Annotated in this window: 14 protein-coding genes and 1 pseudogene; 12 read left to right on the plus strand and 3 right to left on the minus strand. The window is 68.1% G+C overall.

Annotated features, from left to right (window positions below; translation table 11 throughout):
- The first annotated feature begins 247 nt into the window (after positions 1–247).
- From ACFC0G_RS04885 to ACFC0G_RS04905, 5 genes are all read left to right on the plus strand, one after another.
- Positions 248–3,265, plus strand: coding sequence for a CHAT domain-containing protein (locus tag ACFC0G_RS04885; protein WP_376397320.1), 3,018 nt, complete (start codon positions 248–250; stop codon positions 3,263–3,265).
- 1,795 nt (positions 3,266–5,060) lie between these two features.
- Positions 5,061–5,264 carry a cold-shock protein gene (locus tag ACFC0G_RS04890; RefSeq protein ID WP_030647895.1) on the plus strand — a complete coding sequence of 68 codons (204 nt, stop codon included), beginning with the start codon at positions 5,061–5,063 and terminating at the stop codon, positions 5,262–5,264.
- A gap of 309 nt (positions 5,265–5,573) precedes the next feature.
- Positions 5,574–7,088: a DEAD/DEAH box helicase gene (locus ACFC0G_RS04895; RefSeq protein ID WP_376397323.1), complete on the plus strand. Its 1,515-nt coding sequence runs from the start codon at positions 5,574–5,576 to the stop codon at positions 7,086–7,088.
- 46 nt (positions 7,089–7,134) lie between these two features.
- Entirely contained in the window at positions 7,135–7,539 is a 405-nt protein-coding gene (locus ACFC0G_RS04900; protein ID WP_376397326.1) for a CBS domain-containing protein, read from the plus strand.
- Between the two features lie 52 nt (positions 7,540–7,591).
- Positions 7,592–7,903, plus strand: a complete 312-nt coding sequence (locus tag ACFC0G_RS04905; protein ID WP_376397331.1) for an SCO5918 family protein — start codon at positions 7,592–7,594, stop codon at positions 7,901–7,903.
- Between the two features lie 102 nt (positions 7,904–8,005).
- Here the strand turns inward: ACFC0G_RS04905 and ACFC0G_RS04910 are convergent, their stop codons facing one another.
- Both ACFC0G_RS04910 and ACFC0G_RS04915 read right to left on the minus strand, forming a co-directional pair.
- Positions 8,006–8,365: a hypothetical protein gene (locus ACFC0G_RS04910; protein ID WP_141303456.1), complete on the minus strand. Its 360-nt coding sequence runs from the start codon at positions 8,363–8,365 to the stop codon at positions 8,006–8,008.
- 48 nt (positions 8,366–8,413) lie between these two features.
- A pseudogene (locus ACFC0G_RS04915) lies at positions 8,414–8,605 on the minus strand (ATP-binding protein); the annotation flags it as partial.
- Positions 8,606–9,235: 630 nt separating this feature from the next.
- Between ACFC0G_RS04915 and ACFC0G_RS04920 the strand changes: the two are divergent.
- Together ACFC0G_RS04920 and ACFC0G_RS04925 are read left to right on the plus strand one after the other, a co-directional pair.
- Positions 9,236–9,574 (plus strand): MerR family transcriptional regulator, encoded by a 339-nt coding sequence (locus ACFC0G_RS04920; protein WP_190133573.1) that lies wholly within the window; start codon positions 9,236–9,238, stop codon positions 9,572–9,574.
- Positions 9,575–9,636: 62 nt separating this feature from the next.
- The gene (locus tag ACFC0G_RS04925; RefSeq protein WP_376397337.1) at positions 9,637–9,981 is read left to right on the plus strand and encodes a PRC-barrel domain containing protein; all 345 of its coding nucleotides are present in this window, start codon (positions 9,637–9,639) and stop codon (positions 9,979–9,981) included.
- Positions 9,982–10,049: 68 nt separating this feature from the next.
- On the opposite strand, the gene ACFC0G_RS04930 is transcribed toward ACFC0G_RS04925, so the two are convergent.
- Positions 10,050–10,835 (minus strand): hemolysin III family protein, encoded by a 786-nt coding sequence (locus ACFC0G_RS04930; protein WP_376397340.1) that lies wholly within the window; start codon positions 10,833–10,835, stop codon positions 10,050–10,052.
- Between the two features lie 432 nt (positions 10,836–11,267).
- Here ACFC0G_RS04930 and ACFC0G_RS04935 point away from each other — a divergent pair, with 432 nt between their 5' ends.
- From ACFC0G_RS04935 to ACFC0G_RS04955, 5 genes are all read left to right on the plus strand, one after another.
- Positions 11,268–11,639, plus strand: a complete 372-nt coding sequence (locus ACFC0G_RS04935; RefSeq protein WP_376397343.1) for a DUF1206 domain-containing protein — start codon at positions 11,268–11,270, stop codon at positions 11,637–11,639.
- A 100-nt stretch (positions 11,640–11,739) separates the two neighbouring features.
- A complete protein-coding gene (locus tag ACFC0G_RS04940; RefSeq protein ID WP_376397346.1) occupies positions 11,740–12,129 on the plus strand; it encodes a VOC family protein in 390 nt (129 codons plus the stop codon).
- 787 nt (positions 12,130–12,916) lie between these two features.
- Positions 12,917–13,120, plus strand: a complete 204-nt coding sequence (locus ACFC0G_RS04945) for a cold-shock protein (protein WP_020133169.1) — start codon at positions 12,917–12,919, stop codon at positions 13,118–13,120.
- A 225-nt stretch (positions 13,121–13,345) separates the two neighbouring features.
- Positions 13,346–14,848, plus strand: a complete 1,503-nt coding sequence (locus ACFC0G_RS04950) for a DEAD/DEAH box helicase (RefSeq protein ID WP_376397349.1) — start codon at positions 13,346–13,348, stop codon at positions 14,846–14,848.
- A 205-nt stretch (positions 14,849–15,053) separates the two neighbouring features.
- The gene (locus ACFC0G_RS04955) at positions 15,054–15,365 is read left to right on the plus strand and encodes an SCO5918 family protein (RefSeq protein ID WP_376397352.1); all 312 of its coding nucleotides are present in this window, start codon (positions 15,054–15,056) and stop codon (positions 15,363–15,365) included.
- The last annotated feature ends 35 nt before the right edge of the window (positions 15,366–15,400 follow it).

Genomic DNA, 15,400 nt, shown 5'->3' on the forward strand with positions numbered 1-15,400 from the left:
ACCTCCCCCCCCCCCCCCTCACCCCGTTGGTTGGGTGGGGGGGGGGGGTGTTTTTTTTGTTTACCCCGGCCGGGGGGCCCCCCCCGGCCCCCCCCCCCCACAACACGGCACCGCGCTGGCGCTACTGAGCCAGGCACTGTGCACCCGATTCAGATCTGCCGGCACGTCAGCAGATCTGAAGGAATCCCTCGGCGCTGCTCGGCAAGGCGTCGACCAAGCCATCCGCGTAGACGCCCTCACTCCGCCCTTGTCGGCGAACCTGGGCGAGGTGCTGCTGATCGTCTTCGGACACAGCGGGGACCTGGAGGACCTGGACGAGGCCATCCACAGGCATCGGCAGGCGATGGAACTCGCCGAGCCGGAAGACCCAGCCTTTGCCGGATTTCTGTCCAATCTCGGAAGTGCTCATCGGATCAGGTTCGAGCAATCCGGGAAGGTGGAGGATCTGGCTGAGGCCGTCCTATTGAGTCGACGCGCGGCCGACTGTGCGCCGACCGACTCCCAGTTGCTGCGCGGGGTTCTCGGCAACCTCGGACACGCCACGCAGACCAAATTCGAAGCCGGCGGGGCGGTACAGGACATCTCCGAAGCCGTCGACGCCCTGGGGAAAGCCCTGGCGATCACTCCAATCGGACACTCCGAGCGACCAGATGCGCTGTCCAACTACGGCGGTGCGTTGCTGGCGCGGTTCCGGCTGACGGCGGAGTCTGTCGACCTGGAGCTTGGCATCGAAGCTCTGCGAGAGGCGGTCGAGCTCGCGCCGGACCGCCATGTCGAGCGCGCGAACCACCTGTCCAATCTCGGCATCGCATTGAACACCCGGTTCCGATCCGTTGGAGAAGTCGCGGATCTGGAAGCTGCGATCGCTTTCGGGGAGCAGGCAGTCAAGGCTACGCCGGAGAACCATCCGGGCCTGCCGGGGTACCTGTCCAACGTGGCCCTTTCCCTGACCGAGAGATTCAGGCGGTCCGGCACAACGGCGGACCTGGACGCCGCCATCTCGTACGGAGAGCGGGCTGTCTCGGCCACTCAGCCGGACCACTCGGACCGACCCAGGTACCTCTCCAATCTCGCGGGCGCCCTGCAGACGCGATTCTGGCGTACCGGCGCGGAAGCAGACCTGGAGGCGGCGGTTCGGGCGAACGCCGAGGCCGCGCGCCGTGCGGCGGCCAACCATCCCGATCGTGGGTTGCTTCTGTCCAACCATGGGATGTCCTTGGAAGCCAGGTACGGGCTCACCGGCGACCTGCGGGACCTGGATGACGCCGTCGAGCTGCTCGGCCAGGCTGCGGATGTCACGCCGGTCGGCCACCCCGACCGCGCAGGGTTCATCTCCAATCTGGGCGGCGCACTGCGCTCAAGGTTCACGGCCACCGGTGATCGGCGTGACCTTGAGTCCGCGATCGAAGCTGGCCAGCAGGCGGTGGCAGCCAGTCCGGCGGACCAACCCTCCCGGACGGCGGTGCTGGCAAATCTCGGGATCTCCCTGGGCGCCCGGTTCCGAGCGACCGGCCACGGCAGGGAGGAGGCAGTCAACGCCTTCGAGGCGACGCTGAAACTCACCTCCGGTGCGCCGTCCACTCGAATCCGCGCGGCGAGGGCGGCCACGGCGCTGCTCGCCGAGTCGGAACCTGCCCGGGGAGCCGAGCTGCTCGCTGCCGCAGTCGCGCTGTTGCCGACCGTCGCAGAACGGTGGCTCAGGCGAAGCGACCAGCAGCACGAGCTCGGTGAACTATCCGGACTCGCCGGTGATGCCGCAGCGCTGCTGCTGGGCTGCTCCGGCTCGGTACCGCCTGCCCTTCCGGTGCTCGAGCGCGCACTGGTCGTGCTGGAGTCGGGGCGCGCGGTCCTGCTGGGCCAAGCGCTAGAGAACAGGACGGATCTGACGATCCTTCGCCAAACTCATCCGCGCATGGCTGATCGGTTTGTCCAGCTGACCGACGTGCTCGACTCCGATGTTCCTGCGCCGCCGACTGCGGCAGGCCAGGCTTCCACGCGCGTCGGCGCGCTGGGAGCGTCTCGGCCATTTGGCAGGCACCGGGCAGCCTTGGACCTTGCCGAGCTCATTGACCAGGTGCGCTCGTTGGACGGTTTCGCAGACTTCCTGCGCCAACCGGTCGCCGAGGACCTGATCAAGGAAGCTCGGTCGGGCCCCGTGGTGCTCTTCAACGTCAGCAGGTATGGCAGCGATGCCATTGCGGTGACGGAGAATGGCGTCAACAGGATCCACCTCAAAAACCTTGACACTAAGTCACTCAGCGCCCGAATCAACGCCTTTTACGCGGCCCTAGCTACGGTCGGCGACCCGCAAGCTGCCCGGGCCGAGAGGGTCCAGGCGCAACGTGATGTGTCGGCGGTCCTGGAGTGGCTCTGGGACGTCGTAGCTGAACCGGTTCTCATGAGCCTCGGCCTGGATTCCCCGCCGTCACCCGATTCGCCGATGCCGCGCGTCTGGTGGCTTCCCGGCGGGATTCTCGGACTCCTGCCCCTCCATGCGGCCGGGTACCACCGAGACCAGCAGGACAGCCGCACCGTGTTGGACCGCGCGATCTCCTCGTACGCGCCGAGCATACGTTCGCTGCGGTATGCGCGGAGAGCCGAGCGAGCGGTTTCGACCGTCGACCGTCGGTCGCTGGTCGTGGCCATGCCCGTCACACCCGGTCTACCGAACGGTGCCCCACTTAGTAAGGCTGCGGCCGAGGCGGACTGGGTGAGCGCTCGCCTGCCCTCCCCGCATACCTTTATCGCCACCGCACCTCCGGACGGCCGGGCCGGCACTGATGACCCGACGAAGGAGAAGGTCCTCGTCGCGCTTGAACAGAGCGCCATCGTTCATTTTGCCTGTCACGGGATCACCGACCGGATGGACCCGTCACGGAGCCGGCTCTTGCTCAGCGACCACCGATCCGCCCCGTTGACCGTTGCGAGCCTCGCTCGGATCAACCTCGACTCCGCAGACCTTGCCTATCTCTCGGCCTGCAGCACCGCGGCGAACACCAACACCGAGCTCATGGATGAAGCCATCCAACTGACCAGCGCATTCCAGTTGGCTGGCTTCCGGCATGTCATCGGGACGCTCTGGGAGATCGATGACGCCGTCGCGGAACAGGCCGCGAGGTCGTTCTACGACATACTCGGGAACGAGTCGGGCGACCTCGCCATCCCCCGATCCGCTGAGGCCCTCCACCGGACAGTGCACATGCTGCGGGACCGATACCGCGCTGCGCCGTCGCTGTGGGCCGCATACGTGCACTCCGGTGCTTGACGCCGAAGGCCGCCGCAGGTTTCGACCTCGTTCAGGTGGACTTCAGGACCAGCGCTGAATGCGGAAAGCGTCGTACGGCGGTGTCGGGAGTGGATGGCAGCGCATCGGGCATCGAATGCTGCGGGTGCTCTCCACCCGGAGCACGAACGGGACTTATACGGAGGAGGAGCGGTCCACGATCCAGATCGACCAACTGGCTGACGCGATCGACCGACCGCGGGCCAGGCCAATTCCAACAGAACACGCACGCTGACCGTCGTCGACAGGGAGACGGGCGGTCCAACCCTCATCGAGGCGCCGGCCGACACCAGGGTCCACGTCGGGGCACACCAACGAGGCGCTCGCGGTGAACATCTTTGCCACCGCCATCCGGCACCTCTTCGCCAGCGAAGCGGCAGCGCCCGGGGCCCACGGGGCGGGTGCGCAGGTAGCTGGCCCTGTGAACGTGATGACGGCAATCGACGCCAACTCCAGCATCGCGAAGATCGACGTCGCCATCAAGACCGTCACCGAGCAGCGATACGGGCTGCGCTTCTTCCGGCAGCAGGTCCAGGACGTATAGGCAGCCTCCCTGTTCGACGGCAAGACGGAAGTCCAGGCCGACACCGTCCTGCCAGTCCTGGATCGGCCCGGCGAGGACGCCGTCGTGATCGGCGAGACCTATGCCCGCTTCACCTCGGAGCCCCAGTTCACCTCCGAGGCGCCCAAGCCCACGACCGCGGTTTCCGCAGACCCGTGCGCCGCTGGAGCAGGTCATCTTCATCCAGGGGCCGACCCAGCACTGAGCTGGCCCTTCCGAAGGAGAACCGCTCGGCGATCAACGTGGGCAGGCTCAGTACGGTGCGTGCCACTACGTGCCAGTCGGGGCGGTAAACAGCGGTCAACCGGGGCCATTCCTGGGCCCCCACGATCAACCCACGCAAGTATGTTTCCGCAGGTCAGCAGCACTTCGACAGCCCAAGTGCCGGGTGATTCCCAAGCTTATAGCGCGGGTTCGATTCCCGTCATCCGCTCTTCCACGAAGCCCCAGGTCAGCGACCTGGGGCTTCGTCGTTGTCCGGAGCTCTCGGCCCTCGCCGGCCTCGCGTCGCGAGACGCGTTCTCGATGCCCTGCGTCACACCGCTGCCTCCGTCGCGTGAATTCGCTTTCAAAAGGGGGCGGTTGGCCGGAGGGGTTGACTCCGACCCTCGGGACCACCTGGCCCTCCTTCCCCGCCAACACGCGATCGGCGGCGCAGTGCGGGCAGGAAGGGAGGTGCCACGTCACCGTCACCCGGCGCCGGTCGGCGGCGATGGCACGGGCCTGCCCAGTGGCCGGGCAGGCCGCACAGTGCGGGCACACGACGGTTTCGAACTTCAGCTCAGCCATCACCTACGCCACCCTCCCCGCCAACGGTGCTCGCGACGAGGGTGCCACGTCTCCCAGCGGGACAGGCTTCACACACCGGTCCCCACTGGCTGCACGTCGCAGCCGGCGGACGCCTTGCTCCCGGAACGCTGCTCTCGGGGGGAATCAATATCTATCCCCGCGATCAGAGAGTTTAATGGACCCCGCAGGGAGAGTTTTTCCGCACCGCACACGATGGAGATATTCCACGCACACAAACCGCTGCAGCGTGCTACTGTCGATCTCGGTTGCAGTCTTGGTACCCAAAAACTTCAGGCGCTCCAGTCGGCCTCCGTGCCACATTCGAGCGCTTTATATTTCCGGTCATTTTTCCGGCGGGGCATCATCGCGGCGACACGGTGTCCGTACAGCGCGGATGCTGGTGTACTGCCCCAAAGGAGATATGGCATGGCATCTGGCACCGTGAAGTGGTTCAACGCGGCAAAGGGTTTCGGCTTCATCGAGCAGGACGGTGGCGGCGACGACGTCTTCGCCCACTTCTCGAACATCGCCGCCCAGGGCTTCCGCGAGCTGCTGGAAGGCCAGAAGGTCACCTTCGACATCGCACAGGGCCAGAAGGGCCCGACGGCCGAGAACATCGTTCCCGCCTGAAGCTGACGCACATTTCGTAGCTGGGGCCCGCATCCTTGGGGTGCGGGCCCCAGCTGCACGCATTTCCCGCAGTGGTGTCACCTGCGTGACGAAGTATTCAGGGTCACAGCCTGCTCGGCGCTTCACCCCCTAGATTTTTCTTGGTTTCGCGTCCACATGACGCCACCCCATCTCAGCGCATGCGCCCGTACAGAATCTCTGTAGGCCAGAGTCGCTTTCGCATTCCATTCGGCCCGTTCTTGTGATTCCCCGCGCCGCGTTTCTGCTGCCGGAATTCCTTGATATGTGCCGTATCAAGGAAGGTTCTGAATGAACCGCACACGTACGAACGACCGTTCCTCTCGCACCCGCAGCCGCACCGGCGGCCCCGCTTTCGGCGCTGCCACCGGTTCGGAGCGGGGCAGCCGCTTCGGCTCGTCGACCCCGAGCCGTTCCGGAGGTCCGAGCCGCTCCGGCGGCTACGGCCGCCGGCCCGCCGCGATCCAAGGCGAGTTCGCCCTGCCGAAGACGATCACTCCCGCTCTGCCCGCCGTCGAGGCTTTCGCCGATCTCGACATGCCGGCCGAGCTGTTGGCGGCCCTTGGCGCGCAGGGCCTGAGCGTGCCGTTCCCGATCCAGGGAGCCACCCTGCCCAACACCCTCGCAGGCCGCGACGTCCTCGGCCGCGGCCGCACCGGCTCCGGCAAGACTCTGGCCTTCGGCCTCGCCCTGCTGGCTCGCACCGCCGGGCAGCGCGCCGAGCCCCGCAAGCCGCTGGCCCTCGTCCTCGTCCCCACCCGCGAGCTGGCCCAGCAGGTGACCGACGCCCTCACCCCGTACGCCCGCGCCGTGAAGCTGCGTCTGACCACGGTCGTCGGCGGCATGTCGATCGGCAAGCAGGCCGGAGCGCTGCGCGGAGGCGCGGAGGTCGTCGTGGCCACGCCCGGCCGGTTGAAGGACCTCATCGACCGTGGTGACTGCCGGCTGAACCAGGTCGCAATCAGCGTCCTGGACGAAGCCGACCAGATGGCCGACATGGGCTTCATGCCGCAGGTCACCGCTCTCTTGGACCAGGTGCGTCCCGAGGGGCAGCGGATGCTGTTCTCCGCCACCCTGGACCGCAACGTCGACCTGCTGGTGCGCCGATACCTGACCGACCCGGTCGTGCACTCGGTGGACCCCTCGGCCGGTGCGGTCACCACGATGGAGCACCACGTGTTGCACGTCCACGGCTCCGACAAGCACCGGACGACGACGGAGATCGCGGCGCGCGAGAGCCGGGTGATCATGTTCCTGGACACCAAGCACGCCGTCGACCGGCTGACGCAGGACCTGCTGAACAGCGGTGTCCGGGCCGCCGCCCTTCACGGCGGGAAGTCGCAGCCGCAGCGCACCCGGACCCTCGCGCAGTTCAAGACCGGACACGTCACCGTGCTGGTCGCCACGAACGTCGCCGCCCGCGGCATCCACGTCGACAACCTCGACCTCGTCGTGAACGTCGACCCGCCGACCGACCACAAGGACTACCTCCACCGCGGCGGCCGCACCGCCCGCGCGGGCGAGTCCGGCAGCGTCGTCACCCTCGTCACCCCCAACCAGCGCCGCGACATGACCCGCCTCATGCAGGCCGCCGGCATCACCCCGCAGACCACCCAGGTCCGCTCCGGCGAAGAGGCCCTGAACCGGATCACCGGCGCCCAGGCCCCCTCCGGTGTCCCCGTCGTCATCACCGCACCGGTCGTCGAACGCGCCAAGCGCGGCGCGGCCTCCCGTGGCAGGCGTCGGCCCGCTTCGACCGTCCGGCGCGTGAGCGTGCGGCAGTCCGCCTTCGATGCGGCGGCCTGAGAACCACGTGATCAGGAAACTGACCCATCTCTGCAGGAGGCACGTTTTGACGCTGGTACAGATGCAGCCCCGCTCGGCGAACACCAACCCTGTGCACCGGACGGTGGACGACGCGATGGAGGCGGACGGTCCACAGATCTGTGACGACATGACGGTCGAGGTGGCCCTGGCCGTCATGGCCGGCGCCCGCGTGGGTCATCTGCTCGTCTGCGACGAGGACGGCCTGTGCACCGGGCTGGTCACGCAGGCCCAGCTCACCGCCATCCGCGACAGCACGGCGTACACCGACCGGGTCCGTCTCCGCGACCTGCTGGGGGACCGCGGGCCGGTCGCCTCACCCGTGACCACGATGGCCGAAGCCGAACACGCGATGCGCTACCGCCGGCTCGATGCCCTGCCGGTCATCGATGACCAGGGCAGTGCTCGGGGCGTCCTCGCCCTTGCCCGCTGAACGGCCTCACCACGGCACGACCGTCCCCCTTTTCTTCTTCCTGTGAGGCAACATGCGCTGTGTCATCGCCCGTTTCCCGTTCGACCTGACCAAGAGCGGTGTCCTGGAGTCGATGAAGGGCATCAAGCCCGAGCAGGTCGTCGGCGAGTCAGTGATCATCGGGCGCCGTACCTACCCCGTGAAGCAGGTCGGCCAGGTCATCACTCGGCAGGACCGCCGTGACTTCAGCGCCGGTGAAGTCCTCCGGGCCATGAACCAGCTCGGGTTCACCTGCCGCGGCCTCCCCCGGGCCGCCGTGCCCACGCGCGTCCTCGGCCCGCTCCAGCAGGCCTCCGCGATGCTCGGCACCCCGGTGACCGTCTGACGGACAGGACCGGCGCGAGCCGACACCCGAACAGCGAGGAGGGCCCGACCGGCACGCGCCGGTCGGGCCCTCCCGTATACCGGGGGTTACGCGAATGTCGGGTCAGTGGTCGGAGTAGCTGAAGTCGCCCATGGTCCAGGCACTGACATCCGCGATCGAGACGCGATACATCCCACCCGTCTCCGGGATCCCCACCGTGCCCTGAAGGATGCGGGCCACATGGAAGTGCAGATGAGTGGGCGGCCCCTCTTGGGGTGTCGTGGCGGTGAAGACGGCGGAGAACTCGCCCAAGCGGGCCGAGTCCGTCAGGACCTCCGACACCCGCTGCCTCCACACGGCTTCGGGAGCCAGCCGACCGGTGATGACAGCACCACCGGTGACCACGGTCAGGGACATCTGATTGCTCTGCCCGGACTCCACCAAGGCAGCGACGTCAACGAGCAGCTCGTCAGGCTTCGACATGAGAGCCGATTTTATGCACCGGTCGTCCCGTTCTCTCGACCGGGAGGACTACCGGTCGAGAAGAGCACTCACCGTCTTCTTCCCGCCGGAGGCCCTACGGGTGACAGCGGTCGCTCGGGCGAGGAGGTTGACCATGGGCCAGCCGGATCCACCGGTACCGCCGTACAGGTCAGGGGTGCGCATACGCGGCGCGTACGAGCTGGAGTCGTGAACGGCCACTTCGATGCTCTCCGCGTGGGCCCGTCAAAGACCGCAGGGCCTGGCAGAGACGAACTGCCGGGCAGTAGTACCCGCAGTCGCAGTTCGCAGGACGGTGCGGTGGTGGAGTTCCGAAGCCAGGGTTGTTGCAGGACGGCGACGGGACTGACGACCGGACCGGGTGGCCCGCAGTGATCAGGGGCCGCCGTGAGCAGTACGCAGCAGTGAAGTAAGTGAGCAGCACCTCGGTGAAGGCGTCGGCTGCGGACGCGCGCACCGGGAAGTTCGACAGTGGGGTTCCAAGCCAGAGCAGACGCAGGACGGGCAACGGGGCTGGCTGCCGAAGAGTGGCGCTGACGCAGGCCACCAGCAGTACGCAGTAGAGCAGTACCAGCAGTACGCAGTTGATCACCGAGGGAAGAACGGAGGAGCCGAGCACCATCAGGATCGCCCGGGCGGAAGCCTTGAGCCCGGGTACCGCAGGACATCGATAGTGAGGTGGTCTCCGGTCAAGCAACCGCGATCCCCGCACTCCCGGCAGCATCTCGGTCGGGTCGGCGGAAACACAGGGTCGGCGCAGTATCAGGGCCGACAGATGGTGTAGTAGTTCCTTCGGGGCCCTGGTGCCGTACGGCACCAGGGCCCCTCCACGCGTTCCATGAGAGAGGTTCAATGACAGCAGACGACTCGTTCGGCCGTCTTGACGACGACGATTACCCCGCCTACACCATGGGCCGGGCGGCAGACATGCTCGGCACCACCCAGGGCTTCCTCCGTGCCCTCGGAGAGGCCCGCCTGATCACCCCGCTCCGCTCCGAGGGCGGCCACCGCCGCTACTCCCGCTACCAGCTGCGCATCGCCGCCCGCGCCCGGGAACTCGTCGACCAGGGCACCCCCATCGAGGCCGCCTGCCGCATCATCATCCTCGAAGACCAGCTCGAAGAAGCCCAGCGCATCAACGCCGAGTACCGCCGCGCCGCCGAGTCATCCCCTCCGCCGCCCTCGGCCTGAACCGAGCGGAGGCCTCGCGGGGGTGGAGATCGCCCGTACGCGCGATTGTGAGCGGTGTGTGGATGTACGTGCAGGACAGCGGCTACACGTCCCGGCAGACACTGGTGGGGTTCACGGTTGAGGCGGCTGACGGAACCATCGGGCACGTGGACCGCCGGCAGGACCAGCCCGGCATGCAACACCTGGTCGTCGACACCAGCGTGTGGATGTTCGGCAGGAGCATTCTGATCCCGGCCGGCGCCGTCGCCGGTATCGACACCGAAGCACGGACGGTAAAGGTGTCAGGGACCCGGGAAGAGATCAAAGCCGCTCCCCGGTTCACCACCGACAGCGAAATGGCTGACCACCGCTACCTGTCCGCCGTCGGCAACTACTACCTCTCCCTGCGCCGCCCCCTCGCACCCTGACCCGAAGCCAGCAAGGCAACTCGCCCGCCCCAGGGCGACAGCAGCCCCCGGGCAGAACATTGCCGTGCTCAGTAGACGGTGAAGGAGATGGCGATGTAGTGCGCGGTGAAGGCTGCGACGGTCAGGGCGTGGAACACCTCGTGGAAGCCGAACCAGCGGGGTGAGGGGTTGGGGCGCTGGAGGGCGTAGACGACCGCGCCCGCGCTGTAGAGAAGCCCGCCCGTCACGATCAAGGAGACTACGGCCGCCCCGCCGTTGTGCAGGAAGTCGGGCAGGTACCGCACGGGCGCCCAGCCCAAGGCCAGGTAGCAGGGGGTGTACAGCCAGCGGGGAGCTCCGACCCACAGGACACGGAATGCGATGCCGACCAGAGCGCCCGTCCACACGATCCACAGCAGGAAGGTCCACTGGTCGCGGGAGAGCAGGAGCACGGCGAGTGGGGTGCACGTGCCGGCGATGATCAGGAAGATGTTGGCGTGGTCGAGGCGGCGCAGAACGGCCTCGCCGAGTGGTCCCCAGGAGCCGAGGTGGTAGACGGCGCTGGTCCCGAACAGCAGCCAGGCCGTGACGGAGTACACGGTGCAGGCCAGCACGGCCTGAGGCGTCCCTGCCAGGCAGATGAGGACGATGCCCGCGGCCAGCGACGCGGGGACCATGCCGGCGTGAAGCCAGCCGCGTAGCCTCGGCTTGACGGGTTCCACCAGATCGGCCGCCCGCTCGACCAGGTCGGCCACCGGGCGGGAGTTCTCGGCGGCCCCGTCGCGTTGCGATCCCGAAGACAGGCCGGTCGAGTCGCGTCCCTTGATCGTCGGTGGGGAAGAAACACTGCAGGCTTCGGCGTCGTCTCGGGACACTGCTTCCCCTCCCGCACCGGACTGCTGGGTATCACGGGCAACCATGCCTCCATGCTAGGAACCTGCCCGCACCGAATTCCCAGAGGCCCACCTCATCGCTGCCGCCGCATCGGCCGGCGTGGCACCGCGGTCCGCAAACAGCGGGCGCACCAGGGACGCCGCCGGACACCGGCTCCGACCCGCGACGCCCGCCCCGGCCGACGGTTCGCTGTGCAGTGGGGTCCGGCCCATGGAGGTGCCAGACATGGAGCGCAGTCAGGACAGTGCGGCTCAGCTCGCGGGGGCGGCGTCTGGCCGACAGTCGTGTGGTGGAGGTCGCGTCCAGGGTTGGGCTCTGTGCCCGGGGAGTGATCTACGTACTGGTGGGGATTCTGGCTGTGCGGATCGGCCTCGGCAGCGACAGCGGCCAGGAGGCCGACCGGTCCGGGGGGGGTGGAGACCCTCGGCGAGCAGCTGTTCGGCCAGGCTCTGCTGGGGCTGGCGGCGATGACGCTCTGGCGGCTGTGCGAGGCGGCGTTCGGGCAGACAGTGGAGGGCGGTGAGAAGTGGTCTCGTCGTCTGGGTTCTCTGGGGATGGCGGTGTTCTACGCCGCGATCTGTGTCGGCGTGATGCAGACGGCGCTGGTCTGCGGATCCGCCGGGGGCCGCCCCGGTGACGAGACGTCGAAGGAGTACACCGCCAGGCTGCTGGACTGGCCGGGCGGCCGGGTGATCGTCGGCGTGTTCGGGGCCGTCCTGATCGTCGTGGGCGCGGTGATACTGGTGCGCAGCAGTACAGCCGCAGCCCACCTCAAATGCCCTTGATTCGCCGGATAGATGAAGATACGATCTACGGCAACATCGCGTGTCGGTCACCGGCTGGGTGAGACATGGAGGTGTCGGGACATGCCTTCGGAGGCATTCCTTGTCAGTCGAGTTGAATCACACGATCGTCCATGCCCGGGACAACCGGGAGTCCGCTGAGTTCTTCGCGGACCTTCTCAATCTTGAGATCACCGCCGAGTGGGGTCCGTTCATCGCGGTCGGCCTGGGTAACGGCGTCACGCTGGACTTCGCCACCGTCCCCCCGGACAGCATCACCCCCCAGCACTACGCCTTCTTGATCTCCGAGGAGGAGTTCGAAGCGGCGTACGCGCAGATCAGACAGCGCGGCATCGAGCACTACGCCGACCCCCACCGGAAGCAGCCCGGCACGGTCAATCACAACGACGGTGGCCACGGCGTGTACTTCATGGATCCGGCGGGTCACGCCATGGAACTCATCACCGTGCCGTACGGCGGCTGGACCTCGTAACCGCATCCCTCGAGGACCGCACTCCATTGCGGATTGCGGTCCTCGACCGCGGTCTGTGCCCCATGCGATCGCCGCTGGCGCCCTGCGACAGCGGGCCCGCCGCCTGGCGGGCATCATCGGCGCCAGAGAAATCGGCCGTCGGTGATCCCTCCGGCGCGAGCTTCAAGCGCACGGAGCCGGGCGACGGTCTCCGGGTGCCGGCGATGGCCACCTCGACGGCCCATGCCTCCGTGAAGGCTCGGAGGCGAACCGCGGACACCTCGGCGCGCGCGGGCGGCGCCAGCCGCGCGGTCGCGGTCGAAGTGGCATCCATTTCTGCAGATCAGCGGCCATCCGCTTGCCCAAGCTCCGAGTGATTCCCCCACTTGTGGCGCGGGTTCGATTCCCGTCATCCGACCGCTCTTCCGCGAAGCCCCAGGTCAGGCTCGGCGACCTGGGGCTTCGTCGTTGTCCGGAGCTCTCGGGACTCGCGCGCCGGATTCCGAAATGCTGCACTCGGGGTGAATCAATATCTGTGACCGCGGGCTCAGACTTTACCGGGCCCCGCCGGGAGAGTTTTTACCGCAACGCGCAGAGAGGGATTGATCCACGCGCAAAAGCCGCTGTGGCGTGCTACTGTCGATATCAGTTGCAGTTTTGGTACCCAAAGACTTCAAGCGTCTCCAGGTGGCCTTCCGCCACACAGGAGCGCTTTTTATTTCCGGTCATTTTCCGGGCAGGGCATCATCGCGGCGACACGGCGTCCGTAAAGTGCGGATTCCGGTGTACTGCCCAAAGGAGATATGACATGGCTGCTGGCACCGTGAAGTGGTTCAACGCGGAAAAGGGCTTCGGCTTCATCGAGCAGGACGGTGGCGGCCCCGACGTGTTCGCCCACTACTCGAACATCGCCGCCCAGGGCTTCCGCGAGCTGCAGGAAGGCCAGAAGGTCACCTTCGACATCGCGCAGGGCCAGAAGGGCCCGACGGCCGAGAACATCGTTCCCGCCTGAAGCTGACGCGCAGTTCGTAGCTGGGGCCCGCATCCCTCGGGGTGCGGGCCCCAGCTATACGCATTTTCCGGCAGCGGTTTCATCTGAGATTTCAGCGACTGCGCCGATACGGATTCCATGCGGGCGAGATTCGCCATCGCATTCCCTCGGCCCGTTCTTTTGGTTACCCGCGATCCAACGCTGCGGGAATTCCTTGATGACGTGCCGCATCAAGGAAGGTTCTGAATGAACCCCACACGTACGAACCGCCGCTCCTCCCGCGACCGCCGCAGCACCGGCGGCTCCGGTTTCGGCTCCACCGCCGCCCCGGCTCGGACCGGTCGCTTCGGCTCCTCCGCCCCCAGCCGTACGGGAGGCGGCCCGAGCCGCTCGGGCGGCCACGGCCGCAGGCCCGCCGCGGTACAGGGAGAGTTCGCCCTCCCGAAGACGATCACCCCCTCACTGCCCGGCGTCGAGACGTTCGACGAACTCGACATGCCCAGGGAGCTCCTGGCTGCCCTCACCGCGCAGGGCGTGTCCGTGCCGTTCCCGATCCAGGGCGCGACCCTGCCGAACTCCCTCGTGGGCCGTGACGTGCTGGGCCGCGGCCGGACCGGCTCCGGCAAGACCCTCGCCTTCGGCCTGGCCCTCCTGGCCCGCACCGCCGGGCAGCGCGCCGAACCACGCCGACCGCTCGCCCTCGTCCTCGTCCCCACCCGCGAGCTGGCCCAGCAGGTGACCGACGCCCTCACGCCGTACGCCCGCGCCGTCAAGCTGCGTCTGGCGACCGTGGTCGGCGGCATGCCCATCGGACGCCAGGCCGGCGCCCTGCGCGCCGGCGCCGAAGTCGTCGTCGCCACCCCCGGCCGTCTCAAGGACCTCATCGACCGAGGTGACTGCGGGCTGAGCCAGGTCGCGATCTCCGTCCTGGACGAGGCCGACCAGATGGCCGACATGGGCTTCATGCCCCAGGTGACCGCCCTCCTGGACCAGGTCCGCCCCGAAGGCCAGCGGATGCTGTTCTCCGCCACCCTCGACCGCAACGTCGACCTCCTGGTCCGCCGCTACCTCAGCGACCCCGTCGTCCACTCCGTCGACCCCTCCCAGGGCGCGGTCACCACGATGGAGCACCACCTCCTGCACGTGCACGGCACCGACAAGCACCGGGTGACGACGGAGATCGCGGCGCGCGAGGGCCGGGTGATCATGTTCCTGGACACCAAGCACGCCGTGGACCGGCTCACCCAGGACCTCCTCGACAGCGGCGTCCGCGCCGCGGCACTCCACGGCGGCAAGTCCCAGCCCCAGCGCACCCGCACCCTCGCCCGGTTCAAGACCGGACACGTCACCGTCCTGGTCGCCACGAACGTCGCCGCCCGCGGCATCCACGTCGACAACCTCGACCTCGTCGTCAACGTGGACCCGCCGACCGACCACAAGGACTACCTCCACCGCGGCGGCCGCACCGCCCGCGCGGGTGAGTCCGGCAGCGTCGTCACCCTGGTCACCTCCCAGCAGCGCCGCGGCCTGACCCGCCTCATGGCCGACGCCGGCATCGTGCCCCAGACCACCCAGGTCCGCTCCGGCGAGGAAGCCCTCCACCGGATCACCGGCGCCCGGACCCCCTCCGGCATCCCGGTCACCATCACCGCGCCGGCGGCCGAGCAGCGCAAGCGCGGCCCGGTGTCCCGCGGTCGCCGCAGTGCCGCCTCCGCGGCCCGGCGCGCCGCACGACAGTCCGGCGAGTGAGCCCACGGCGGTCCGGCGCGTGAGCCCGCGGCCGCCGTCGGCCCGGCGGTCCGCACGCCACGTGAACAGGAACACCCGATGAGCCACAGCCGGCTCGACGCCCCGCCCGTCGCGGCCGGACACGGCAGCACTCGGGACGTCCTCACCCCCGCCTGAACCGACTCACCGCGGCCGGCCCCTTCCACCCTTCTCCCTGTGAGGCATCATGCGCTGCGTCATCGCCCGGTTCCCGTTCGATCTGACCAAGAGCGGCGTCCTGGAATCCATGAAGGGCGTCAAGCCCGAGCCCGTCACCGGCGAGTCCGTGATCATCGGCCGCCGCACCTACCCCGTCAAGCAGGTCGGCCAGGTCGTCACCCGCCAGGACCGCCGCGACTTCAGCGCCGGCGAGGTCGTGCGGGCCATGACCTCGCTCGGCTTCACCTGCCGCGGGCTTCCCCACGCCGACGCCCCCGCACACGGCCTCACCCCGGTCCAGCGGGCGTCCGCGATGCTCGGCACCCCGGTCACCGTCTGACCGACGGGACGGGCGCGAGCCGCCACCGGAACAGC

Origin of the sequence: Streptomyces sp. NPDC056169 (assembly GCF_042268445.1) — a bacterium.
GTDB lineage: Bacteria > Actinomycetota > Actinomycetes > Streptomycetales > Streptomycetaceae > Streptomyces.